Origin of the sequence: Pseudomonas sp. B6(2017) (assembly GCF_002112765.1) — a bacterium.
In the GTDB taxonomy this organism is placed as follows: domain Bacteria; phylum Pseudomonadota; class Gammaproteobacteria; order Pseudomonadales; family Pseudomonadaceae; genus Aquipseudomonas; species Aquipseudomonas piscis.
Genome location: NZ_NEIQ01000006.1, coordinates 217,158 through 234,619, shown reverse-complemented (window position 1 = coordinate 234,619; position 17,462 = coordinate 217,158). Strand labels below are relative to the sequence as shown.

Here is a 17,462-nt window from a genome sequence, read left to right as displayed (position 1 = left end):
GAACTCCTCGCAAAAGAATGAACCGGGCCGCTGCTGGTAGGCAGCGGCCAGCAAGTCGGGTTGCCCGCAGGGGCTCAGGCCTGGGTCAGGTACCAGCGCCAGTCCTGCTCGCCGACCTCGGCCATGAACTGGCGGTACTCGGCGCGCTTGACCGCCAGGTACACCCCGAGGAATTCGTCGCCCAGGGCCTCGCGGGCCCAGGTCGAGCGTTCCAGGGCGGTGAGCGAGGTCAGCCAGTCGGTGGGCAACAGCTCCTTGGCCTGGGCATAACCGTTGCCCTGCACCGGATCACCCGGGTCGAGTTGTTCATCCAGGCCGCGATGGACTGCGGCGAGGATCGCCGCGGCGGCCAGGTAGGGGTTGGCATCGGCGCCGCAAATGCGATGTTCGATGTGCCGGCTATTGGCCGGACCGCCGGGAACCCGCAGGCTCACGGTGCGGTTATCGACGCCCCAGGTGGGGGCCAGCGGCGCATAGCTGTTGGCCTGGAAGCGCCGGTAGGAGTTGGCGTTGGGGCAGAACAGCAGCAACGAGTCCAGCAGCGAGGCGAGCATGCCGCCCACCGCTTGGCGCAGCAGCGGGGTGCCGGCCGGGTCCTGGTCGGCGAACAGGTTGTTGCCGGCGGTATCGGCGAGGCTCACGTGCATGTGCATGCCGGTGCCGGCCAGGTGGTCGAAGGGCTTGGCCATGAAGGTGGCCTGCATTCCATGCTGGTGGGCCACGGCCTTGACCAGGCGCTTGTAGCGCACGGCCTGGTCCATGGCGGCGAGGGCGTCGCCATGCTCCAGGGTGATCTCCACCTGGCCTGGGGCGTACTCGGAAATCGCCGTGCGGGCCGGAATCCCCTGCAGCTTGCAGGCGGCATAGAGGTCGGCGAGGAAGGGTTCGATCTGTTCCAGTTCCCGCAGGCCATAGACCTGGGTGGTACGCGGTCGGCCGCCGTCGGCATCCAGCGCTGGCTGTGGGCGGCCATTGCCGTCGCGCCTGGCGTCCAGCAGGTAGAACTCCAGCTCACAGGCCATCACCGGGTAATAACCGTCGGCCTTGAGCCGGTCGATGACCTTGATCAGCAGGTGGCGCGGGTCGGCGATGCTGGCGGGCATGCCCTCTTGCGGGTGCATGCTGACCTGCACCGCGGCAGTGGGGATCTGGCGCCAGGGCAGGCGCACCAGGCTGCCCGCCAGTGGGTAGGCTCGGCAGTCGATATCGCCCACGTCCCACACCAGTCCGGAGTTCTCCACGTCGTCGCCATTGAGAGTCAGGCCGAGGATGGTGCTGGGCAGGGGGCGGCCGCTTTCGTACACCGCCAGCAGTTCCTCGCGGTGCAGCAGCTTGCCTCGGGGCACGCCGTTGGCATCGAGGATGAACAGCTCGATCATGTCGATATCAGGGTTGGCGGCCAGGAAATCACGGGCCTCTTCGGGGGCGGCAAAATTCATTGTCGTTCTCGCTTGCGCCTTCAGGGCGCACAGGTTTTCAGGTCCTGCGACGACACCACGCATGGGGCGTTCGCAGGGACGCAAAACAGGTCTGGAGGGGGGATGCGCAACGTTGCGCGATCAGCCCAGGAGCGAGTGATCCGGAGGACGTGAGGAGTGGCGCAGGCGGGAACGGCACAGGGCCATGGGCAGGTTGACCAGGAGCTTCATGGGCAGGACCTGTCCAGCAGGTAATAACCGATGGCGGCAGCGCGACCCTCATGGACCTCATGAGGGGGATGGGGGAAGTGGCTAAGGTGGCGAGCAGGCAGCGAACCCTGTGTGACGGCCATGCCCATGCGACCCTGGCTGCAAGCCGTGGGAGCGGGGCTGGTGAATCCGTGGTACGGGTTCGAGAGGTACATCGGCCGGTGATCTCGCTGTCGAGTTCGTTGTGCTTGTTCTTCCGGGTGCCCCTGGGGCAGCAAGCCCCGAGGCGAACCCATACTGCAAGAATCCTTTGGCCAATGTAAGGGGGTGGTGGGGCCAGCCAGCCCCGGCGAGCCGCCAGGGAACCGCTGCCAAGTCCCGGGCTAGAGCGGGGCGTTGGCCTTGGCAAGGGTGTCTGATTTTTTTTACGGCATTTCAGTAGAGGCCGGGCAACAAGCGCCAGCTGCGGGCGCAGTAGTCCTCGTAGGGCTGGCCGAAATGCTCGCGTAGCAGCGCTTCTTCGGCGTGGATCCGGGCAATCAGCGGCACCAGGGTCAGGGCCGCCAGCAACAGCCCCAGCCCGGAACGAAAGGCCAGGGCCCACCCCACCGCATTGACCAGCAAACCGAGGTAGCTGGGGTTGCGCAAATGGCGATACAGGCCGTCGGTCACCAGGCGGTGATCGGGCTGGATGGCCACCAAGCCGCTGAAGCGCCGGCCGAGGATGAACACCGGCCACAGGCGCAAGGCGCCACCGGCGATGAACAGCAGTGCGCCGAGCCAGCGCAGGGCCTCGCCGCCAAAGGTCCAGAACTCCAGGCGATCGCAATAGGCCGGCAGGAAACCGCTCGCCAGGCCGATCAGGCCGAACACCGGCAGCACCCAGCGATTGCCCCGGTCTTCCTGTTCGCCGCTGCTGAGGTTGACCTCGCTGTACAGCGAGGCCAGCACCATCAGCAAGGTGGCGATGGCGACCAGGGCCAGCGCCGGGTGGGCGAAGAACGCCGCGAAGCCGCCGCGTCCCCCAGATCGCCAGGCCAAGGTAGGCCAGGGCACCCAGCAGGCTGGAGATGGCCAGTCGAGAAGAGATTTTCATGATGACCGCACAAGCATCAGGAACCTCCCTTGAGTGTAGGAGCGTGCTGGCTCGGCCAGGTGTGCGTTGGTCCGGTTCAGGCGCTGGGCTGGGCCAGCCGGCTCACCAGGAAGTCGATGAAGGCCCGGGTCTTCTGCGGTACTCGCCGGGCTGAAGGGTAGACCACGTTGATGCTGATGGGCGGCGCCTGCCACTGGCACAGCACCGGTACCAGGCGTCCTGCCTCCAGGGCCTCTTCGACGATGAAGTCCGGCAGCAGGGCGATCCCCATTCCAGCCTCCGCCGCCTGGGCCAGCAGGTCGCCATTGTTGGCGTGCAGGGGCCCGGTCACATGCACCCGTTGGGTATCGCTGCCATGGCTCAACTGCAGGCTGACGCCACTTTGCAGGTAGCCGTAGCCGAGAAACCGGTGGCTGCCCAGGTCCTTGGGCTGGAGCGGCACGCCGGCGCGTTCCAGGTAGGCGGGGGAGGCCACCATGATCCGTGGGGCCGGCGCCAGTTGCCGGGCCACCAGGGAGGAATCCGCCAGGCTGGCGATCCGCAGGGTCACGTCGAAGCCGCCGCGCACCGGGTCCACTTGCTGGTCGCTGAGCACCAGTTGCAATTCGATCAGCGGATGCAATTCATGGAACAGCGGCACCAGTGGTCCGAGCCGGCGCAGGCCGAAGGACATCGGCGCATTGACCCGCAAGACTCCGCGCAGCTCGGCGTTGCCGTCCCGGGCTCGCTGCTCGGCTTCGTCCACCGCTGCCAGCACTTCACGGGCGGATTCGTAGTACTCGGCGCCGGTCTCGGTCAGGCGCAGGCTGCGGGTGGTGCGCTGCAGCAGTTGCACGCCGAGGCTTTCCTCCAGGGCCTGGATCTGCTTGCTGACCTTGGAGCGGGGCACATCCATCGCCCGTGCGGCGGCGGCAAAACCGCTTTCGTCGACGGTGGCGACGAAGGCGCGCATGCATTCGATACGATCCATGATTGTCCCTATTTCGGAATCAATGATTCTCGATTTTAGGGAATTGTTCCTGTTTCAGCCAAGGCCTAGATTAACCACCAAGCCGGCCCCGCAGGACGCTCCCAGCGCCATCAGCCGGTCATGTTCGCCCTTCACCCTGACTGCAAAAGGAACGCGCCATGTCCATTCGTGAACTGCTCACCCCGAACAACTCGGCCCTGATCTTGATCGACCACCAGCCGCAAATGGCCTTCGGCGTGCAATCGATCGACCGCCAGGCCCTGAAGAACAACACCGTGGCCCTGGCCAAGGCCGCCAGGATCTTCAACGTACCGAGCATCCTCACCTCGGTGGAGACCGAGAGCTTCAGCGGCTACATCTGGCCGGAGCTGCTGGCGGTGTTTCCCGAGCAACAGCCCATCGAGCGGACTTCGATGAACTCCTGGGAGGATCGCCACCTGGTGGCGGCCGTGCAGGCCACCGGGCGCAAGAAGCTGGTGATGGCGGCGCTGTGGACCGAGGTCTGCCTGACCTTCCCGGCCCTGGAGGCGTTGGCCGAGGGCTATGAGGTGTACATCGTCACCGATGCCTCCGGCGGCACCAGCCAGGAAGCCCACGACATGGCGGTGCAGCGCATGGTCCAGGCCGGCGCGGTGCCGGTGACCTGGCAGCAGGTGCTGCTCGAGTACCAGCGCGACTGGGCCCGCAAGGATACCTACGACGCGGTCATGGCCCTGGTGCTGGAGCACAGCGGTGCCTATGGCATGGGGGTCGATTACGCCTACAGCATGGTGCACAAGGCCGGGCAGCGCCGCTTGTAGTCTCTGGCCGCCGCAGCGCCAAGGCGCTTGGGCGGCGGTTTTCGAGATTGTGCGGCATGGGGCGAGTCGCTCCCCGCCGTTGTTCCTTCTCCTGGCAGTGTGGAGTCGCAGATGAATATTGAACTTACCGATGGCGTGGTCACCCTGCTGGTGCGCCACCGCATCAAGAAGGGGCAGGAGCAGGCCTATGAGACCTGGCTGCGGCAGATCATCGCCAAGGCCCGCAGTTATCCGGGGCACCTGGGGATCGATGTGGTGCGCGGCCACAGCGGCGGCCTCGGGCTCTTCACCAGCGTGCTGCGCTTTGCCAGCACCAAGCAGTTGCAAGACTGGCTGGACTCCACCGACCGCCGGCAACTGGTGCAGCAGGCCCAGCATCTGCTGGCCGATGGCGACCAGACCGAGGTCAATGTCGAGCGCGAGTTCTGGTTCACCCCCCAGGACAGCGCCGCGCCGGCCCCGCCGCCGCGCTGGAAGCAAGCCTGCGTGACCTTCCTGGTGATCCTGCCGCTGACCTTCCTCGTGCCGCAGCTGTGGAAGCCGCTGTTCGCCCGGCTGCCCTGGCTTGGCGGTTACGTGCCAGCCAATGTGCTGATCACCCTGAGCATCGTGCTGCTGGTGGTCTACGTTTTCATGCCTCGGGTCACCCGCCTGTTCAGCCGCTGGCTGCAACCGCGCGGTGCGGCCTGAACCTTTTCGCTTCAATCGGAGCCATGCCATGAACCACAACGCAATTGCCGATCTGATCCTGTTCAACGGCCGCCTGCACACCGTGGACCGGGCCAACCCCCGGGCCACTGCCGTGGCGATCAAGGACGGGCGCTTCATCGCCGTGGGCGACGATGCCCAGGCCATGGCCCTGCGCGGCAGCAGCACCCAGGTCATCGACCTCAAGGGCCGTACGGTGATCCCCGGGCTCAACGACTCGCACCTGCACCTGATCCGCGGTGGCCTCAACTACAACCTGGAGCTGCGCTGGGAAGGCGTGCCGTCGCTGGCCGATGCCCTGCGCCTGCTCAAGGAACAGGCCCAGCGCACCCCGGCGCCGCAGTGGGTGCGGGTGGTCGGTGGCTGGAACGAATTCCAGTTCGCCGAGAAGCGCATGCCGACCCTGGAGGAGTTGAACCAGGCGGCACCGGATACCCCGGTATTCGTCCTGCACCTCTACGACCGGGCGTTGCTCAACCGCGCCGCGCTGCGGGTGGTGGGCTACGATCGCCATACGCCGAACCCGCCGGGTGGCGAGATCGTCCGCGATGGCAACGGTAACCCCACCGGCATGCTGATCGCCCGACCCAACGCGATGATCCTCTACGCCACCCTGGCCAAGGGGCCCAAGTTGCCGCTGGAGTACCAGGTCAACTCCACCCGCCAGTTCATGCGTGAGCTCAATCGCCTCGGAGTCACCAGTGCCATCGACGCGGGTGGCGGCTTCCAGAACTACCCGGACGACTACCAGGTGATCGAGCACCTGGCGGCCCAGCAGCAATTGACGGTGCGCATCGCCTACAACCTGTTCACCCAGAAACCCAAGCAAGAGCTGGCGGACTTCAAGAACTGGACCAGCAGCGTGCGCTACGGCCAGGGCGACGACTTCCTGCGGCACAACGGGGCAGGGGAGATGCTGGTGTTCTCCGCCGCCGATTTCGAGGACTTCCTCGAGCCGCGCCCCGATCTGCCTCAGGACATGGAGCAGGAGCTGGAGCCGGTGGTCCGCCATCTGGTGGAGCAGCGCTGGCCGTTCCGCCTGCATGCGACCTATGACGAATCCATTTCGCGCATGCTCGATGTTTTCGAAAAGGTCGACCGCGATATCCCCTTCAACGGCTTGCCCTGGTTCTTCGACCATGCCGAGACCATCAGCCCGCGCAATATCGAGCGGGTCCGGGCCCTGGGCGGCGGGATCGCGATCCAGGACCGCATGGCCTTCCAGGGCGAGTACTTCGTCGACCGCTATGGCGCCAGGGCGGCCGAGATGACCCCGCCGATCCAGCGCATGCTCGCCGAAGGTGTGCCAGTGGGCGCCGGTACCGATGCCACCCGAGTCTCGAGCTACAACCCCTGGACCTCGCTGTACTGGATGGTCAGCGGCAAGACTGTCGGTGGGCTGGCTCTGTATCCCCAGGGCCTGGATCGCGATACCGCACTGGAGCTGTATACCCACGGCAGCGCCTGGTTCTCCTCGGAACAGGGCAAGAAAGGCCAGCTCAAGGTCGGGCAACTGGCGGACCTGGTGGCCCTCTCGGCGGACTACTTCAGCATCGAGGAAGAGGCGATCAAGTGGATCGAGTCGCTGCTGACGGTGGTGGATGGCAAGGTGGTGCATGCTGCCGGCGACTTCCACTCGCTGGCGCCGCCCAGCTTGCCCGTGACACCGGACTGGTCGCCGGTGGCCAAGGTGCCAGGGCACTGGAAGCCTGCCGCGCCGTTGTCGGCTCAGTTGCACCAGTGCAGCGGTCCTTGCGCGGTGCATGCCCACGGGCACGAGCGGGCGCGCTTGGCCAAGGTGCCGGTCAGCGATTTCCAGGGCTTCTGGGGGGCGTTCGGCTGCTCGTGCTTTGCCTTTTGAACCCAGCCGATAAAAGGGCGACAGGACGCTGCGGCGTGCTGTCGCCTGCTGGCTGGGCATTCGCGGCAGGCAAGTGTCTCAGTCTTCACCAGGCGCGGCATACGCCTGTTCGATGTGACCGATGTTCTTGTTCAGGATTGGTTTGGAAATACGCAGGATCAGGGACTCGACATGCTTTGGAAAGTCTCGCCATTCTGAGCTGCCGACATCGTAGGCAGAAATGTAGCGCACCAGTTCATAGCGTTTCTCGGGCTTCTTCTTGATTCCCGCGGGGAACTGGATGTGCACATCCCGGCGTATGGCCGAATAGGCTTCCTTGAGCAGGTTGGTGGCTTTGCCGAGGTAGATGAGGTTGGCCATCGAGTCATAGAACGCATAGATGCCGGCCCGGTCTTCGTGTCCTTTGAACAGGACCTTCAACTGCTTCATCACCTGTTGATCCGGCTTGAACTCGGCGAATTCGATCACCGACTGGAATTCAGGCGTGAAGGCGCGGTGAATGAAGTACTCGACGGTGATGTGCTGGGGCTGGCAATGGCCTGAGCACCACTCCTGGATCTGCTTGACGCTGTATCCGGTACGGGCTTCGGCGTCTTCCAGATCGTCCGAGTAGTACCGTTCAATGATGTAACGCAAGACACCGCTGCGATCAGTCACACAAAGTCCTTTTTTTAAGGTTCGACTTGGCTTTCGAATATCGTGCCTGGTGGTGACATCGAGGCGTCAGTGAATACTGCAGCCCTCTTTGCCAACCGCCTGGCCGGTTTGAGCGGGGCGATGCTACTAACTGGCCATCAGGCTGTCCAGTTGCCAGGTGATCGTGTTCACGAACCGTGATGAGTGAGCTGGAAGATGTTGTTCGGATTAATTGCGGGCAATAAAAAGGGGCGCTGAAAGTTCAGCGCCCCTGTTGTTTTATATCAGGTTGAAACTTGTCTCAACAAAACCGATCGATGACCCGAACTTCCGAGTTGCCGCGCAACGATTGCCATTCGGTCTTCAGGGTCTCCAGGACCCGGCCGATGAAATCCTTGTCGGCGGCGGCCTTCTTGCCGACGTAGCCCTGGCCGCGGCGGTACATCTTCAGGCGGGCCGCCAGCTCTTGGTTGTTACGGTCGAACTCTGCTTCATGGTTATGGGGCGACAGGCAGTCGATATGCACTTGACCCGACTTGGCGACCCACAGGATGTGGCTGTCGTGGCTGTCTTTGCGTGCGGCGAACATACGTGCCAATTCATCAATAGTGGGTTGGTTGTTAAGATTCATTTGTAGCCCCCTTGACCATTCATCGATCTATCTAAGTTGTTTCGCTAATTCATCTTGCTACTTCGGTAAGTTGAACCCTGATACCGGAAACAGGGCGACAGAGGGTGTCTGTCGGATACAGATAAGGCCCAGAGCCTGATGTGTGTAGTTACCTTGATCAACTGCTACGCAGAGAGCGTCACAACGATAGAAAAGCAGCATGAACCTGGATGAAGCTGCCGACATTCCCACCATCGGCCACAAGCATCTTGAAGAGTTCTCGCCGGCTTTCCCGTCGAATCGAGGACGGTCAATGCCAGGTCAGTTTCATCAATCTGCCTTGTGGGCAGTACACATCCGGGTCGACAGCTCGGCGGTCAGACGAGCTTGCTCATAACACCTTTGCCTCATCCCCCGATCGGGGGGACGCCTGCATCATGCAAGGGCGCAATCCACTCGTCAACGGTTTTGTAGTGAAAATTTTCAAGCACTACATATTGTCCGACAAAAGCCGTAAAGCCATCATCCAGGCCCCCAAGCAAGGCCGGGACAGGTAGAATCGGCGCCTTGAATCGGCTCTGAGGTTGCAACGGTGGATGTACAACAAGGCTTCGTCCTGACGCGGCACTGGCGCGATACGCCAGCGGGCACGGAAGTCGAATTCTGGCTGGCCACCGACCAGGGCCCGCGCCATCTCCGCTTGCCATTGCAGACCTCCGTGGCGTTCATCCCGGCCGTGCAGCGACCCCAGGCCGAACGCTTGCTGGCCGACGACCCGGATGTCGAGCTGCGCCCCCTGCAACTGCGCGACTTCCACCAGCGTCCGGTCATGGGCCTGTATTGCCCGCAGCACAACCAGTTGATCCGCCTGGACAAGACCCTGCGCCGCGCCGGGGTCGATGTGTTCGAGGCCGATATCCGGCCGCCGGAGCGCTACCTGATGGAGCGCTTCATCACCGCGCCGGTAGAGTTCAATGGTCAACCGGGGCCGGATGGGCTGCTGCTGGACGCGCAGCTGAAACCCGCCGCCGACTACCGCCCGCAGCTGCGCCTGGTGTCCCTGGATATTGAGACCAGCGAGCGCGGCGAACTGTATTCCATCGCCCTGGAAGGCTGTGGCCAGCGCCAGGTGTACATGCTCGGCAAGGCCCGCGCCGACGACAGCGCGGTGGACTTCGACCTGGAGTTCTGTGCCAGCCGCGAGCAATTGCTGGAGAAGCTCAACCAGTGGCTGGCCGAGCACGACCCCGACGCGATCATCGGCTGGAACCTGGTGCAGTTCGACCTGCGGGTACTGCATGAACATGCCCGGCGCCTGGCGGTGCCGCTGCGCCTGGGCCGTGGTGGGCAGGAGATGCACTGGCGCGAGCACGCCACCCACAACCATTACTTCGCCTCGGCGGCGGGGCGCTTGATCATCGACGGCATCGAGGCTTTGCGCTCGGCCACCTGGAGCTTCCCGTCCTTCAGCCTGGAAAACGTCGCCCAGACCCTGCTGGGCGAAGGCAAGTCGATCGACAACCCCTACCAGCGCATGGACGAGATCAACCGCATGTTCGCCGAGGACAAGCCGGCCCTGGCCCGCTACAACCTCAAGGACTGCGAACTGGTGACGCGGATCTTCGCCAAGACCCAGTTGCTGACCTTCCTCCTGGAGCGCGCCACGGTCACCGGCTTGCCGGCCGATCGCAGTGGCGGCTCGGTGGCCGCCTTCACCCACCTGTACATGCCGCTGATGCACCGCCAGGGTTTCGTCGCCCCCAATCTCGGCGAGTTGCCGCCCCAGGCCAGCCCTGGCGGGTTCGTCATGGATTCGCGGCCCGGCCTCTATGAGTCGGTGCTGGTGCTGGACTACAAGAGCCTGTACCCCTCGATCATCCGCAGCTTCCTGATCGATCCGGTGGGCCTGGTGGAAGGCCTGCGCCAGAGTGACGAACAACATTCGGTGGCGGGCTTTCGCGGGGCGCGTTTCTCCCGTACCCGGCATTGCCTGCCGGCTATCGTCCAGCGGGTGGCCGAGGGTCGGGAAGTGGCCAAGCGCGAACACAACGCGCCGTTGTCCCAGGCCCTGAAGATCATCATGAACGCCTTCTACGGTGTGCTGGGTTCCAGTGGCTGCCGCTTCTTCGATCCGCGCCTGGCTTCGTCCATCACCTTGCGCGGGCACGAGATCATGGCCCGCACCCGGCAGTTGATCGAGGCCCAGGGCCACCAGGTGATCTATGGCGATACCGACTCCACCTTCGTCTGGCTGGGCAGTTCCCATGACGAGGAGCGCGCCGGGCAGATCGGCCGGGCCCTGGTGGCCCACGTCAACCAGTGGTGGCGCGATCACCTGCGCGAGCAGTACGGCCTGGAAAGCGCTTTGGAGTTGCAGTTCGAAACCCACTACAAACGTTTTCTGATGCCCACCATCCGCGGCGCCGAGGAGGGCAGCAAGAAGCGCTACGCCGGCCTGGTCCAGCGCGCCGATGGCAGCCAGGAGATGATCTACAAGGGCCTGGAGACCGTGCGCACCGACTGGTCGCCGCTGGCCCGGGAATTCCAGCAGGAGCTGTATCGACGGATCTTCCATCGCCAGCCCTACCAGGACTATGTGCGCGACTACGTGCAGCGCACCCTGGCCGGCCAGCAGGACGATCTGCTGATCTACCGCAAGCGCCTGCGTCGGCTCCTGGACGACTACGAGCGCAATGTCCCGCCCCATGTCCGCGCGGCGCGCCTGGCCGATGACTACAACCGTGAGCAGGGCCGGCCACTGCAATACCAGCGCGGAGGCTGGATCAGCTACGTGATCACCCTGGCCGGTCCCGAGCCCCTGGAGAACCGCCGCGCCGCCATCGACTACGAGCACTACCTGACGCGCCAGTTGCAGCCAGTGGCGGACGCCATCCTGCCTTTCGTGCAGGACGACTTCTCGACCCTGGTGGGCGGGCAGATGGGCTTGTTCTGAGAGAACCCGACACCCCCCTGCGAGCTGTCAAAACGGCCAGCGAATGAGTTTCAGGGATCAGTCGTCGACGGCTTCGCACACGAGGTTGGTGCCGTGCTTGCCGCTGTACTTCACCGTGACCGACTCGTCGTCCTCGACACTGATGGACAGGGTGGCCTCCGGGATCCTGGCCTGGAAATGCCGGTCATCCACGGCAATGCTCTGCACTGCCTTGCCGTTGATGTAGACCGGCCCGCCCTGGTCGGCACTGACGGCCAGGTTGCCCGGGCAGGCGACGTTGAACAGTGGCACGCCTTCGGCACAGGCTGCACCGGCGACGCTCAGCAAAGCGCCCAGCAACAGGATCTTGCGCATTACGGACTCCTCGTGAAAGGGACGGGCACGATGTGGCCAGCCCCGGACAGGTGCCTAGCCTATCGCCGGCGCGATGCGCGCGCGAGGGGGAAATCGACCGCACGCCAGTGGGGTTTTCACACCGTGGTCGGGCGAAGAAAACCATGGACTGGCCGCCGATCACTGTGGCAGCGTTCCAACGCCTCTTTGGGCGAGTGATAGGACGATCTCGCAGGCGGGGTCGTTTGTGTTCTATCGAACATCATCTTGTTTGGAACAAGGACGTAGCAATGTCAAAGACACTGTCAAAAGCACTGTCGGAAATCACCTGGAACTGGGCCGACCAGGCCGCACAAGCCAGCAACGCCTACCAACAGGTACAGGCTTTCAGCCACCGCTATGACCGGGGTGGCAGCGATCTGGTGAACGGCAAGCCGTCGTTCACCGCCGACCAGGCCGCGGATGCGATCCTGCGCAAGAACCTGTCCTGGCACGACAAGAACGGTGACGGCAAGATCGACCTGACCTACACCTTCCTCACCGAGAAACCCGCCAACTACAACCCGTCCCTGGGTACCTTCAGCCAGTTCAGCGCCTTGCAGAAGGCCCAGGCCGTACTGTCGATGCAGTCCTGGGCGGATGTGGCCAACGTCAGCTTCACCGAGGCGGCCAAGGGTGGCGACGGGCACATGACCTTCGGCAACTACAACGTCAGCACCGGCGGCGCGGCCTTCGCCTACCTGCCGTCCGGTGGCAGCTACGACGGCCAGTCCTGGTACCTGATCAACAGCCAGTACCGGGTCAACGAGACCCCCGGCACCGGCAACTACGGGCGCCAGACCCTGACCCACGAGATCGGCCATACCCTGGGCCTGTCCCATCCGGGTACCTACAACGCCGGCAATGGCAACCCCACCTACAAGGACGCCAGCTACGCCCAGGACACCCGTGGCTACAGCCTGATGAGCTACTGGAGTGAGAGCAACACCGGGCAGAACTTCACCAAGGACGGTAGTGGCGCCTATGCCTCGGCACCCTTGGTGGACGATATCGTCGCGGTGCAGAAGCTCTACGGCGTCAACTACCAGACCCGCGCCGACGATACCGTGTACGGCTTCAACTCCAACACTGGCCGGGACTTCTACAGCGCCCACTCCAACAGCGACAAGCTGGTGTTCGCAGTCTGGGACGGCGGCGGCAACGACACCCTGGACTTCTCCGGCTTCAGCCATAACCAGAAGATCAACCTCAACGCCGGTGCCTTCTCCGACGTTGGCGGCCTGGTGGGCAACGTTTCCATCGCCTATGGCGTGACCGTGGAGAACGCCATTGGCGGTTCCGGCAACGACCTGCTGATCGGCAACGCAGCGGCCAACGTGCTCAAGGGTGGTGCCGGCAACGACATCATCTACGGTGGTGGCGGCGCCGATACCCTGTGGGGCGGAAGCGGGGCGGACACCTTCGTCTTCGGCGCGGCGTCGGACTCCACCGTCAACGCACCGGACTGGATCATGGATTTCACCAGCGGCCAGGACAAGATCGACCTGACCGGGATCCCGCAGTTCGCCACTGGTGGCGCAGCCCTGAACTTCGTCAAGGCCTTCACCGGCCATGCGGGCGACGCGATCCTCAGCTACAACGCCGGCACCAACCAGAGCAGCCTGCTGGTTGACCTCACCGGCCACGGCACGACGGACTTCGCCGTGGGCATCGTCGGCCAGGCAGCAACGACCGACATCATCGCCTGATCGATCAGGTCCAGTGGAGCGGCGCGCGATGCGCCGTTTCCACTCTGTCGGCCAGGGTCGCCACCTGCTCGGTAGCAGCTCGGCCGCCACATGTTTCCCCGGCGCTCAGTCGCCGCCCCCGCCGCCACAACCGCCGCCCCCGCAACCACTGCTGTCGCCGCCGCCATCGCTGCCGCCGCCATCGCCGCCGAAGCGCGAGCTGTCGCTGTCGGAGCTGCTGGGGGACGAGTCGCTGTCCGCAGAGCTGCCGTGCAGGTCGCTGCCGCAATGCACCACCGTGCTGCCGGCGCTGCTATCGGCCAGGCGCCGCAGGGACTGGCAGTCGGCGACGTAGTGAAAACCCTGGGCGATCTGCAGCTTGGTATCCAGGGCGAACAGCAACGGCAGGCGGCTGGGGCGGGCAGGGTTGATGTTTTCCTCGCGGCACGCCTGCTGCCAGGTCCGGCGCAGGCCGTCGTCGCTCCGGCGCTCGGCATTCTGGCCCAGGGCCGCCGCCGGGGTGTGGTGCAGGAACTGGCCGAAGGCCTTGTGGCAGAACGCCTGGTACTCCCGGGTATGGAGGATGAACTCATGCCACAAGTCGTCCACCACCTGGGAGGGCATCGACACATAGCGCTGGCCGCTCTTGAGGTAGGCCAGGAAGAACTGGCGCAACCCCTGCGCCACCAGCTGGCAGTCCTTGAGGGTCAGCTGGGGATGCCGGGCCCGCAGGGGCGTGAACAAGCCGGGCGGCAGGCTGAAGTCGCGGATGAAGGCTTCGCGGCGCAGCGCCACCAGGGCTTTCTGGCGGCGCCAGAACAGCAGGGCCAAGGCCAGGGCCGCCACTGTGGGAAAGATGAACAGCATGCAAGATCTCCCGCGCAAAAGTGCCGAGACAGTGGCGCAAAGCCGCGCTTTGTTCAAGTCGCGCAGCGCTGATCCCGGGGCAGTGGCGATCGGGGACAGCCAGCGGAAAAACCCCAGTGGCGCAAGGTCGCGCTTCTATCCTCTGGCAGGCGCCTGTCGCGCTGGCGACCGGCCAGGGAACTCACTCCACACGGAAGTCATGTCATGAAACTCAGCATCTCCTTCGCCATGGGCCTGGCCGGCCTGTGCCTGTTGCCCACTGTCCAGGCCGACCAGGGCAGCGATACGGTGGCCCGTCTCAACCAGCTGTACAACGACACCCGCCAGGACTGTGGCGGCCCGTCCAAGCCGGCGTTCCTCTGTTCGGGGGTGCTGTTTCGCGCCACCTGGCCCTCCACCGACTACCAGTTCTACAGCATCAGCCCGAAAAGCCAGGCCAGTGGCGGTGTCTCGGCGTCCTACCTGCGCAAGGACTCCAAGTTCCGCAAGCTGGCCTACGGCCTGCAGAGCGGCTTCATCTTCGACACCATCTTCGGCAACCCCAAGGATCACCAGGACTACGCCGTGCTGTGTTCCTTCCCCATCGATGCCGCCACCGACGATCGCCAGCAGCAAGGCTGCACCGACTCGCGGCGCACCCCCGGCAGCGTCGAGAAATACTGCCACGAGATCGGCGTGACCACCGCCGAGCAATGGGGTGCCAACTACCGGCAGAATCGAGGCGATCATTCGCGCCAGTGCTCCTTCGACGTGCGTGACGAACGCAATGCCGCAGCCGGCCCGGCGTTCTACCAGAGCATCCGGTCCATGGCGCAGATCGCCGCCGAATCCTTCGGTACCCAGAACGAACTGCGCCTGGCCAAGTGGGAAGAAAAACCGCCGCAGTCGCCGTCGATCCTGGCGCTGTTCTACACCGAGGACGGCGGCCTGGAAGGCGCGCGCCTGAACCAGATCCAGTGGTACCAGGCGGTCCGGCAATACCTGCCGGTGATCAACATGAAGCTGCCGCAGACACCCCAGCAGGAGGCGAGCTTCGTCTACGACAACAAGAAGCAGGTGATCTACCCCATCACCGAAAAGAACAGCTGCGAACGCTATGTGCAGAGCGCTACCTGGATCGAGCGCGACGACCCGGGTTTCGGCAAGAAGATCATGACCCTGGAAGTCACCCCCACCGATTGCGGGCGCAAGGTCCAGGACAACCAGACCAACAACTTCTTCAATGAACTGGCCAGCGACCATTACCTGGACGCGCAGTGGAAGAACAACCCGGACAACCGCGACAGCAGCGTGGGCAGCATGCGCCGCCAACTGGTCTGCCACTTCAACATCGCCCGGGACAAGCCGCAGTGGAACCTGGAGCCCTCGCGCCCCTATACCTCCAATGAGGACTCCATCGCCAAGGGTTGCAACAACATCTGAGTGAGCCGGCCGCCGGCCAAGGGCCGTGCCCTGGCTGGCGGTCGTGGCCATCAGATGTGGTTGATGTCGACCTTGCGGGTTTCCCTAAGGCACAACAGGCCCACCAGCAGGCTGGCCCCGGTGATCGCCACCGGGTACCACAGGCCGTAGAAGATATCGCCGGTGTAAACCACCAGGGCGAAGGACACCGTGGGCAGGAATCCGCCGAACCAGCCGTTGCCGATGTGGTAGGGCAGGGACATCGAGGTGTAGCGGATGCGGGTCGGGAACAGTTCCACCATCAACGCCGCCAGCGGGCCGTAGCACATGGCGGCAATCAGGATCAGGGCGACGATCAGCGCCACTACCATGCCCTTGTTGACGTTCTGGCTATCGGCCTGTTGCGGATAGCCGGCCAGGGTCACCGCGCCACGCAGGGCCGCCTCGTCGAAACCGTCGATCTTCACGTCGCCGATGCTGACCTGCACCGGGCTGCCGGCCGGGGCGGCGATGCTGGAGTAGGGCAGGCCCTGTTTCACCAGGAAGGTCTTGACCTTGTCGCAGGGGCTGTCGAAGCGCGCCTTGCCCACCGGGTCGAACTGGAAGGTGCAGGTGGCCGGGTCGGCGGTGACGGTGATGGGCGCCTGGCGGCTGGCCTGGTCGATGGCCGGGTTGGCGTAGTGGGCCAGGCCCTTGAAGATCGGGAAGTACAGCACCGTGGCCAGCAGCAGGCCGAGCATCAGCACCGGCTTGCGGCCGACCTTGTCCGAGAGCCAGCCGAAGAAGATGAACATCGGCGCACCGATCACCACGCTGATGATCAGCAGGCTGTTGGCCAGGACCGGATCCATCTTGAGGAACTGGGTGAGGAAGAACAGCACGTAGAACTGCGCGGCGTAGAAGGTCACTGCCTGCCCGGCGTTGATGCTGAACAGGGCGATCAGCACCACCTTGAGGTTTTCCCAATTGCCGAAGGATTCGCGGATCGGCGCCTTGCTGGCCTGGCCTTCTTCCTTCATTTTCAAGAACGCTGGCGACTCGTGCAGGCTCATGCGGATCCAGGTGGAGATGCCCAGCAGCACGATCGACAGCAGGAACGGCAAGCGCCAGCCCCAGACGTCGAACTGATCGCCAGTGAAGTAGCGGCAGGCCAATATCACCAGCAGCGACAGCAGCAGGCCCAGGGTCGCGGTGGACTGGATCCAGCTGGTGTGCAGGCCGCGCTTGCCCTGGGGGGCGTGCTCGGCCACGTAGGTCGCGGCGCCGCCGTATTCGCCGCCCAGGGCCAGGCCCTGGAGCATGCGCAAGGCCACCAGGATGATCGGCGCGGCGATGCCGATGCTGGCGTAGTTGGGCAACAGGCCCACGGCGAAGGTGGCCAGACCCATGAGGATGATGGTGACGAGGAAGGTGTACTTGCGCCCGATCATGTCCCCCAGGCGGCCGAACACCAGGGCGCCGAAGGGCCGTACCACGAAACCGGCGGCGAAGGCCATCAGGGCGAAGATGAAGGCCGTGGTGTCGTTGACCCCGGCGAAGAACTGCTTGCTGATCACCGCCGCCAGGGCACCGTAGAGAAAGAAGTCGTACCACTCGAAGACGGTACCGAGGGACGAGGCGAAGATGACTTTCTGGCTTTCCTTGCTGGTGGGCGCCACGGCCGTGGAGTCCATCGCTTGAGCATGTTCCGACATATCGATATCCCTTACAGTGATTGTTTTTGTTGTTCCACTGTCGGCGCCGGCGTGGCGTCGCTATCTTGTTTTTCGCAGTCCTGGCTCCTACGGTCCGGCGTTGGATTTTTCTGTAGGAGCGAAGCTTGCCCGCGCTAGCGCCGGCGTGGGCGGCTCGATCTCTCTGGCGTGCCGGCTG

General features: G+C 64.2%; 13 protein-coding genes and 1 pseudogene. 6 read left to right on the top strand and 8 right to left on the bottom strand.

Features of this window, described 5'->3' with window-relative positions:
• Positions 1–74: 74 nt before the first annotated feature.
• The 3 genes and pseudogenes from CAG11_RS12290 to CAG11_RS12280 form a co-directional block, all read right to left on the bottom strand.
• Positions 75–1,439: a glutamine synthetase family protein gene (locus tag CAG11_RS12290; protein ID WP_085596540.1), complete on the bottom strand. Its 1,365-nt coding sequence runs from the start codon at positions 1,437–1,439 to the stop codon at positions 75–77.
• Between the two features lie 624 nt (positions 1,440–2,063).
• Positions 2,064–2,724, bottom strand: a pseudogene (locus CAG11_RS12285) (isoprenylcysteine carboxylmethyltransferase family protein).
• A 76-nt stretch (positions 2,725–2,800) separates the two neighbouring features.
• Positions 2,801–3,694 carry a LysR family transcriptional regulator gene (locus tag CAG11_RS12280; protein ID WP_085596539.1) on the bottom strand — a complete coding sequence of 298 codons (894 nt, stop codon included), beginning with the start codon at positions 3,692–3,694 and terminating at the stop codon, positions 2,801–2,803.
• A gap of 158 nt (positions 3,695–3,852) precedes the next feature.
• Between CAG11_RS12280 and CAG11_RS12275 the strand changes: the two genes are divergently transcribed.
• The 3 genes from CAG11_RS12275 (at position 3,853) to CAG11_RS12265 (ending at position 7,063) form a co-directional block, all read left to right on the top strand.
• Complete coding sequence (locus CAG11_RS12275) at positions 3,853–4,494, top strand: hydrolase (protein ID WP_068586830.1); 642 nt, start codon at positions 3,853–3,855, stop codon at positions 4,492–4,494.
• A gap of 111 nt (positions 4,495–4,605) precedes the next feature.
• The gene (locus tag CAG11_RS12270) at positions 4,606–5,184 is read left to right on the top strand and encodes an antibiotic biosynthesis monooxygenase (protein ID WP_085596538.1); all 579 of its coding nucleotides are present in this window, start codon (positions 4,606–4,608) and stop codon (positions 5,182–5,184) included.
• Positions 5,185–5,212: 28 nt separating this feature from the next.
• Complete coding sequence (locus CAG11_RS12265; protein WP_085596537.1) at positions 5,213–7,063, top strand: amidohydrolase; 1,851 nt, start codon at positions 5,213–5,215, stop codon at positions 7,061–7,063.
• A 78-nt stretch (positions 7,064–7,141) separates the two neighbouring features.
• Here CAG11_RS12265 and CAG11_RS12260 read toward each other — a convergent pair whose 3' ends face one another.
• Both CAG11_RS12260 and CAG11_RS12255 read right to left on the bottom strand, forming a co-directional pair.
• The gene (locus CAG11_RS12260) at positions 7,142–7,720 is read right to left on the bottom strand and encodes a hypothetical protein (protein WP_085596536.1); all 579 of its coding nucleotides are present in this window, start codon (positions 7,718–7,720) and stop codon (positions 7,142–7,144) included.
• Between the two features lie 280 nt (positions 7,721–8,000).
• Positions 8,001–8,330 carry a hypothetical protein gene (locus CAG11_RS12255; RefSeq protein WP_031321517.1) on the bottom strand — a complete coding sequence of 110 codons (330 nt, stop codon included), beginning with the start codon at positions 8,328–8,330 and terminating at the stop codon, positions 8,001–8,003.
• A 571-nt stretch (positions 8,331–8,901) separates the two neighbouring features.
• Here CAG11_RS12255 and CAG11_RS12250 point away from each other — a divergent pair.
• Positions 8,902–11,262 (top strand): DNA polymerase II, encoded by a 2,361-nt coding sequence (locus CAG11_RS12250; RefSeq protein ID WP_085596535.1) that lies wholly within the window; start codon positions 8,902–8,904, stop codon positions 11,260–11,262.
• Positions 11,263–11,319: 57 nt separating this feature from the next.
• Here the strand turns inward: CAG11_RS12250 and CAG11_RS12245 are convergent, their stop codons facing one another.
• Complete coding sequence (locus tag CAG11_RS12245; protein ID WP_022643829.1) at positions 11,320–11,616, bottom strand: hypothetical protein; 297 nt, start codon at positions 11,614–11,616, stop codon at positions 11,320–11,322.
• A gap of 269 nt (positions 11,617–11,885) precedes the next feature.
• Here CAG11_RS12245 and CAG11_RS12240 point away from each other — a divergent pair, with 269 nt between their 5' ends.
• Positions 11,886–13,343, top strand: coding sequence for a serralysin family metalloprotease (locus CAG11_RS12240; RefSeq protein WP_085596534.1), 1,458 nt, complete (start codon positions 11,886–11,888; stop codon positions 13,341–13,343).
• 105 nt (positions 13,344–13,448) lie between these two features.
• Here CAG11_RS12240 and CAG11_RS33790 read toward each other — a convergent pair whose 3' ends face one another.
• Positions 13,449–14,189, bottom strand: a complete 741-nt coding sequence (locus tag CAG11_RS33790; protein ID WP_085596533.1) for a hypothetical protein — start codon at positions 14,187–14,189, stop codon at positions 13,449–13,451.
• A 204-nt stretch (positions 14,190–14,393) separates the two neighbouring features.
• Between CAG11_RS33790 and CAG11_RS12230 the strand changes: the two genes are divergently transcribed.
• Positions 14,394–15,611: a DUF2599 domain-containing protein gene (locus tag CAG11_RS12230; RefSeq protein WP_022643832.1), complete on the top strand. Its 1,218-nt coding sequence runs from the start codon at positions 14,394–14,396 to the stop codon at positions 15,609–15,611.
• 50 nt (positions 15,612–15,661) lie between these two features.
• Here CAG11_RS12230 and CAG11_RS12225 read toward each other — a convergent pair whose 3' ends face one another.
• Entirely contained in the window at positions 15,662–17,284 is a 1,623-nt protein-coding gene (locus tag CAG11_RS12225; protein ID WP_085596532.1) for an MFS transporter, read from the bottom strand.
• Between the last annotated feature and the right edge of the window lie 178 nt (positions 17,285–17,462).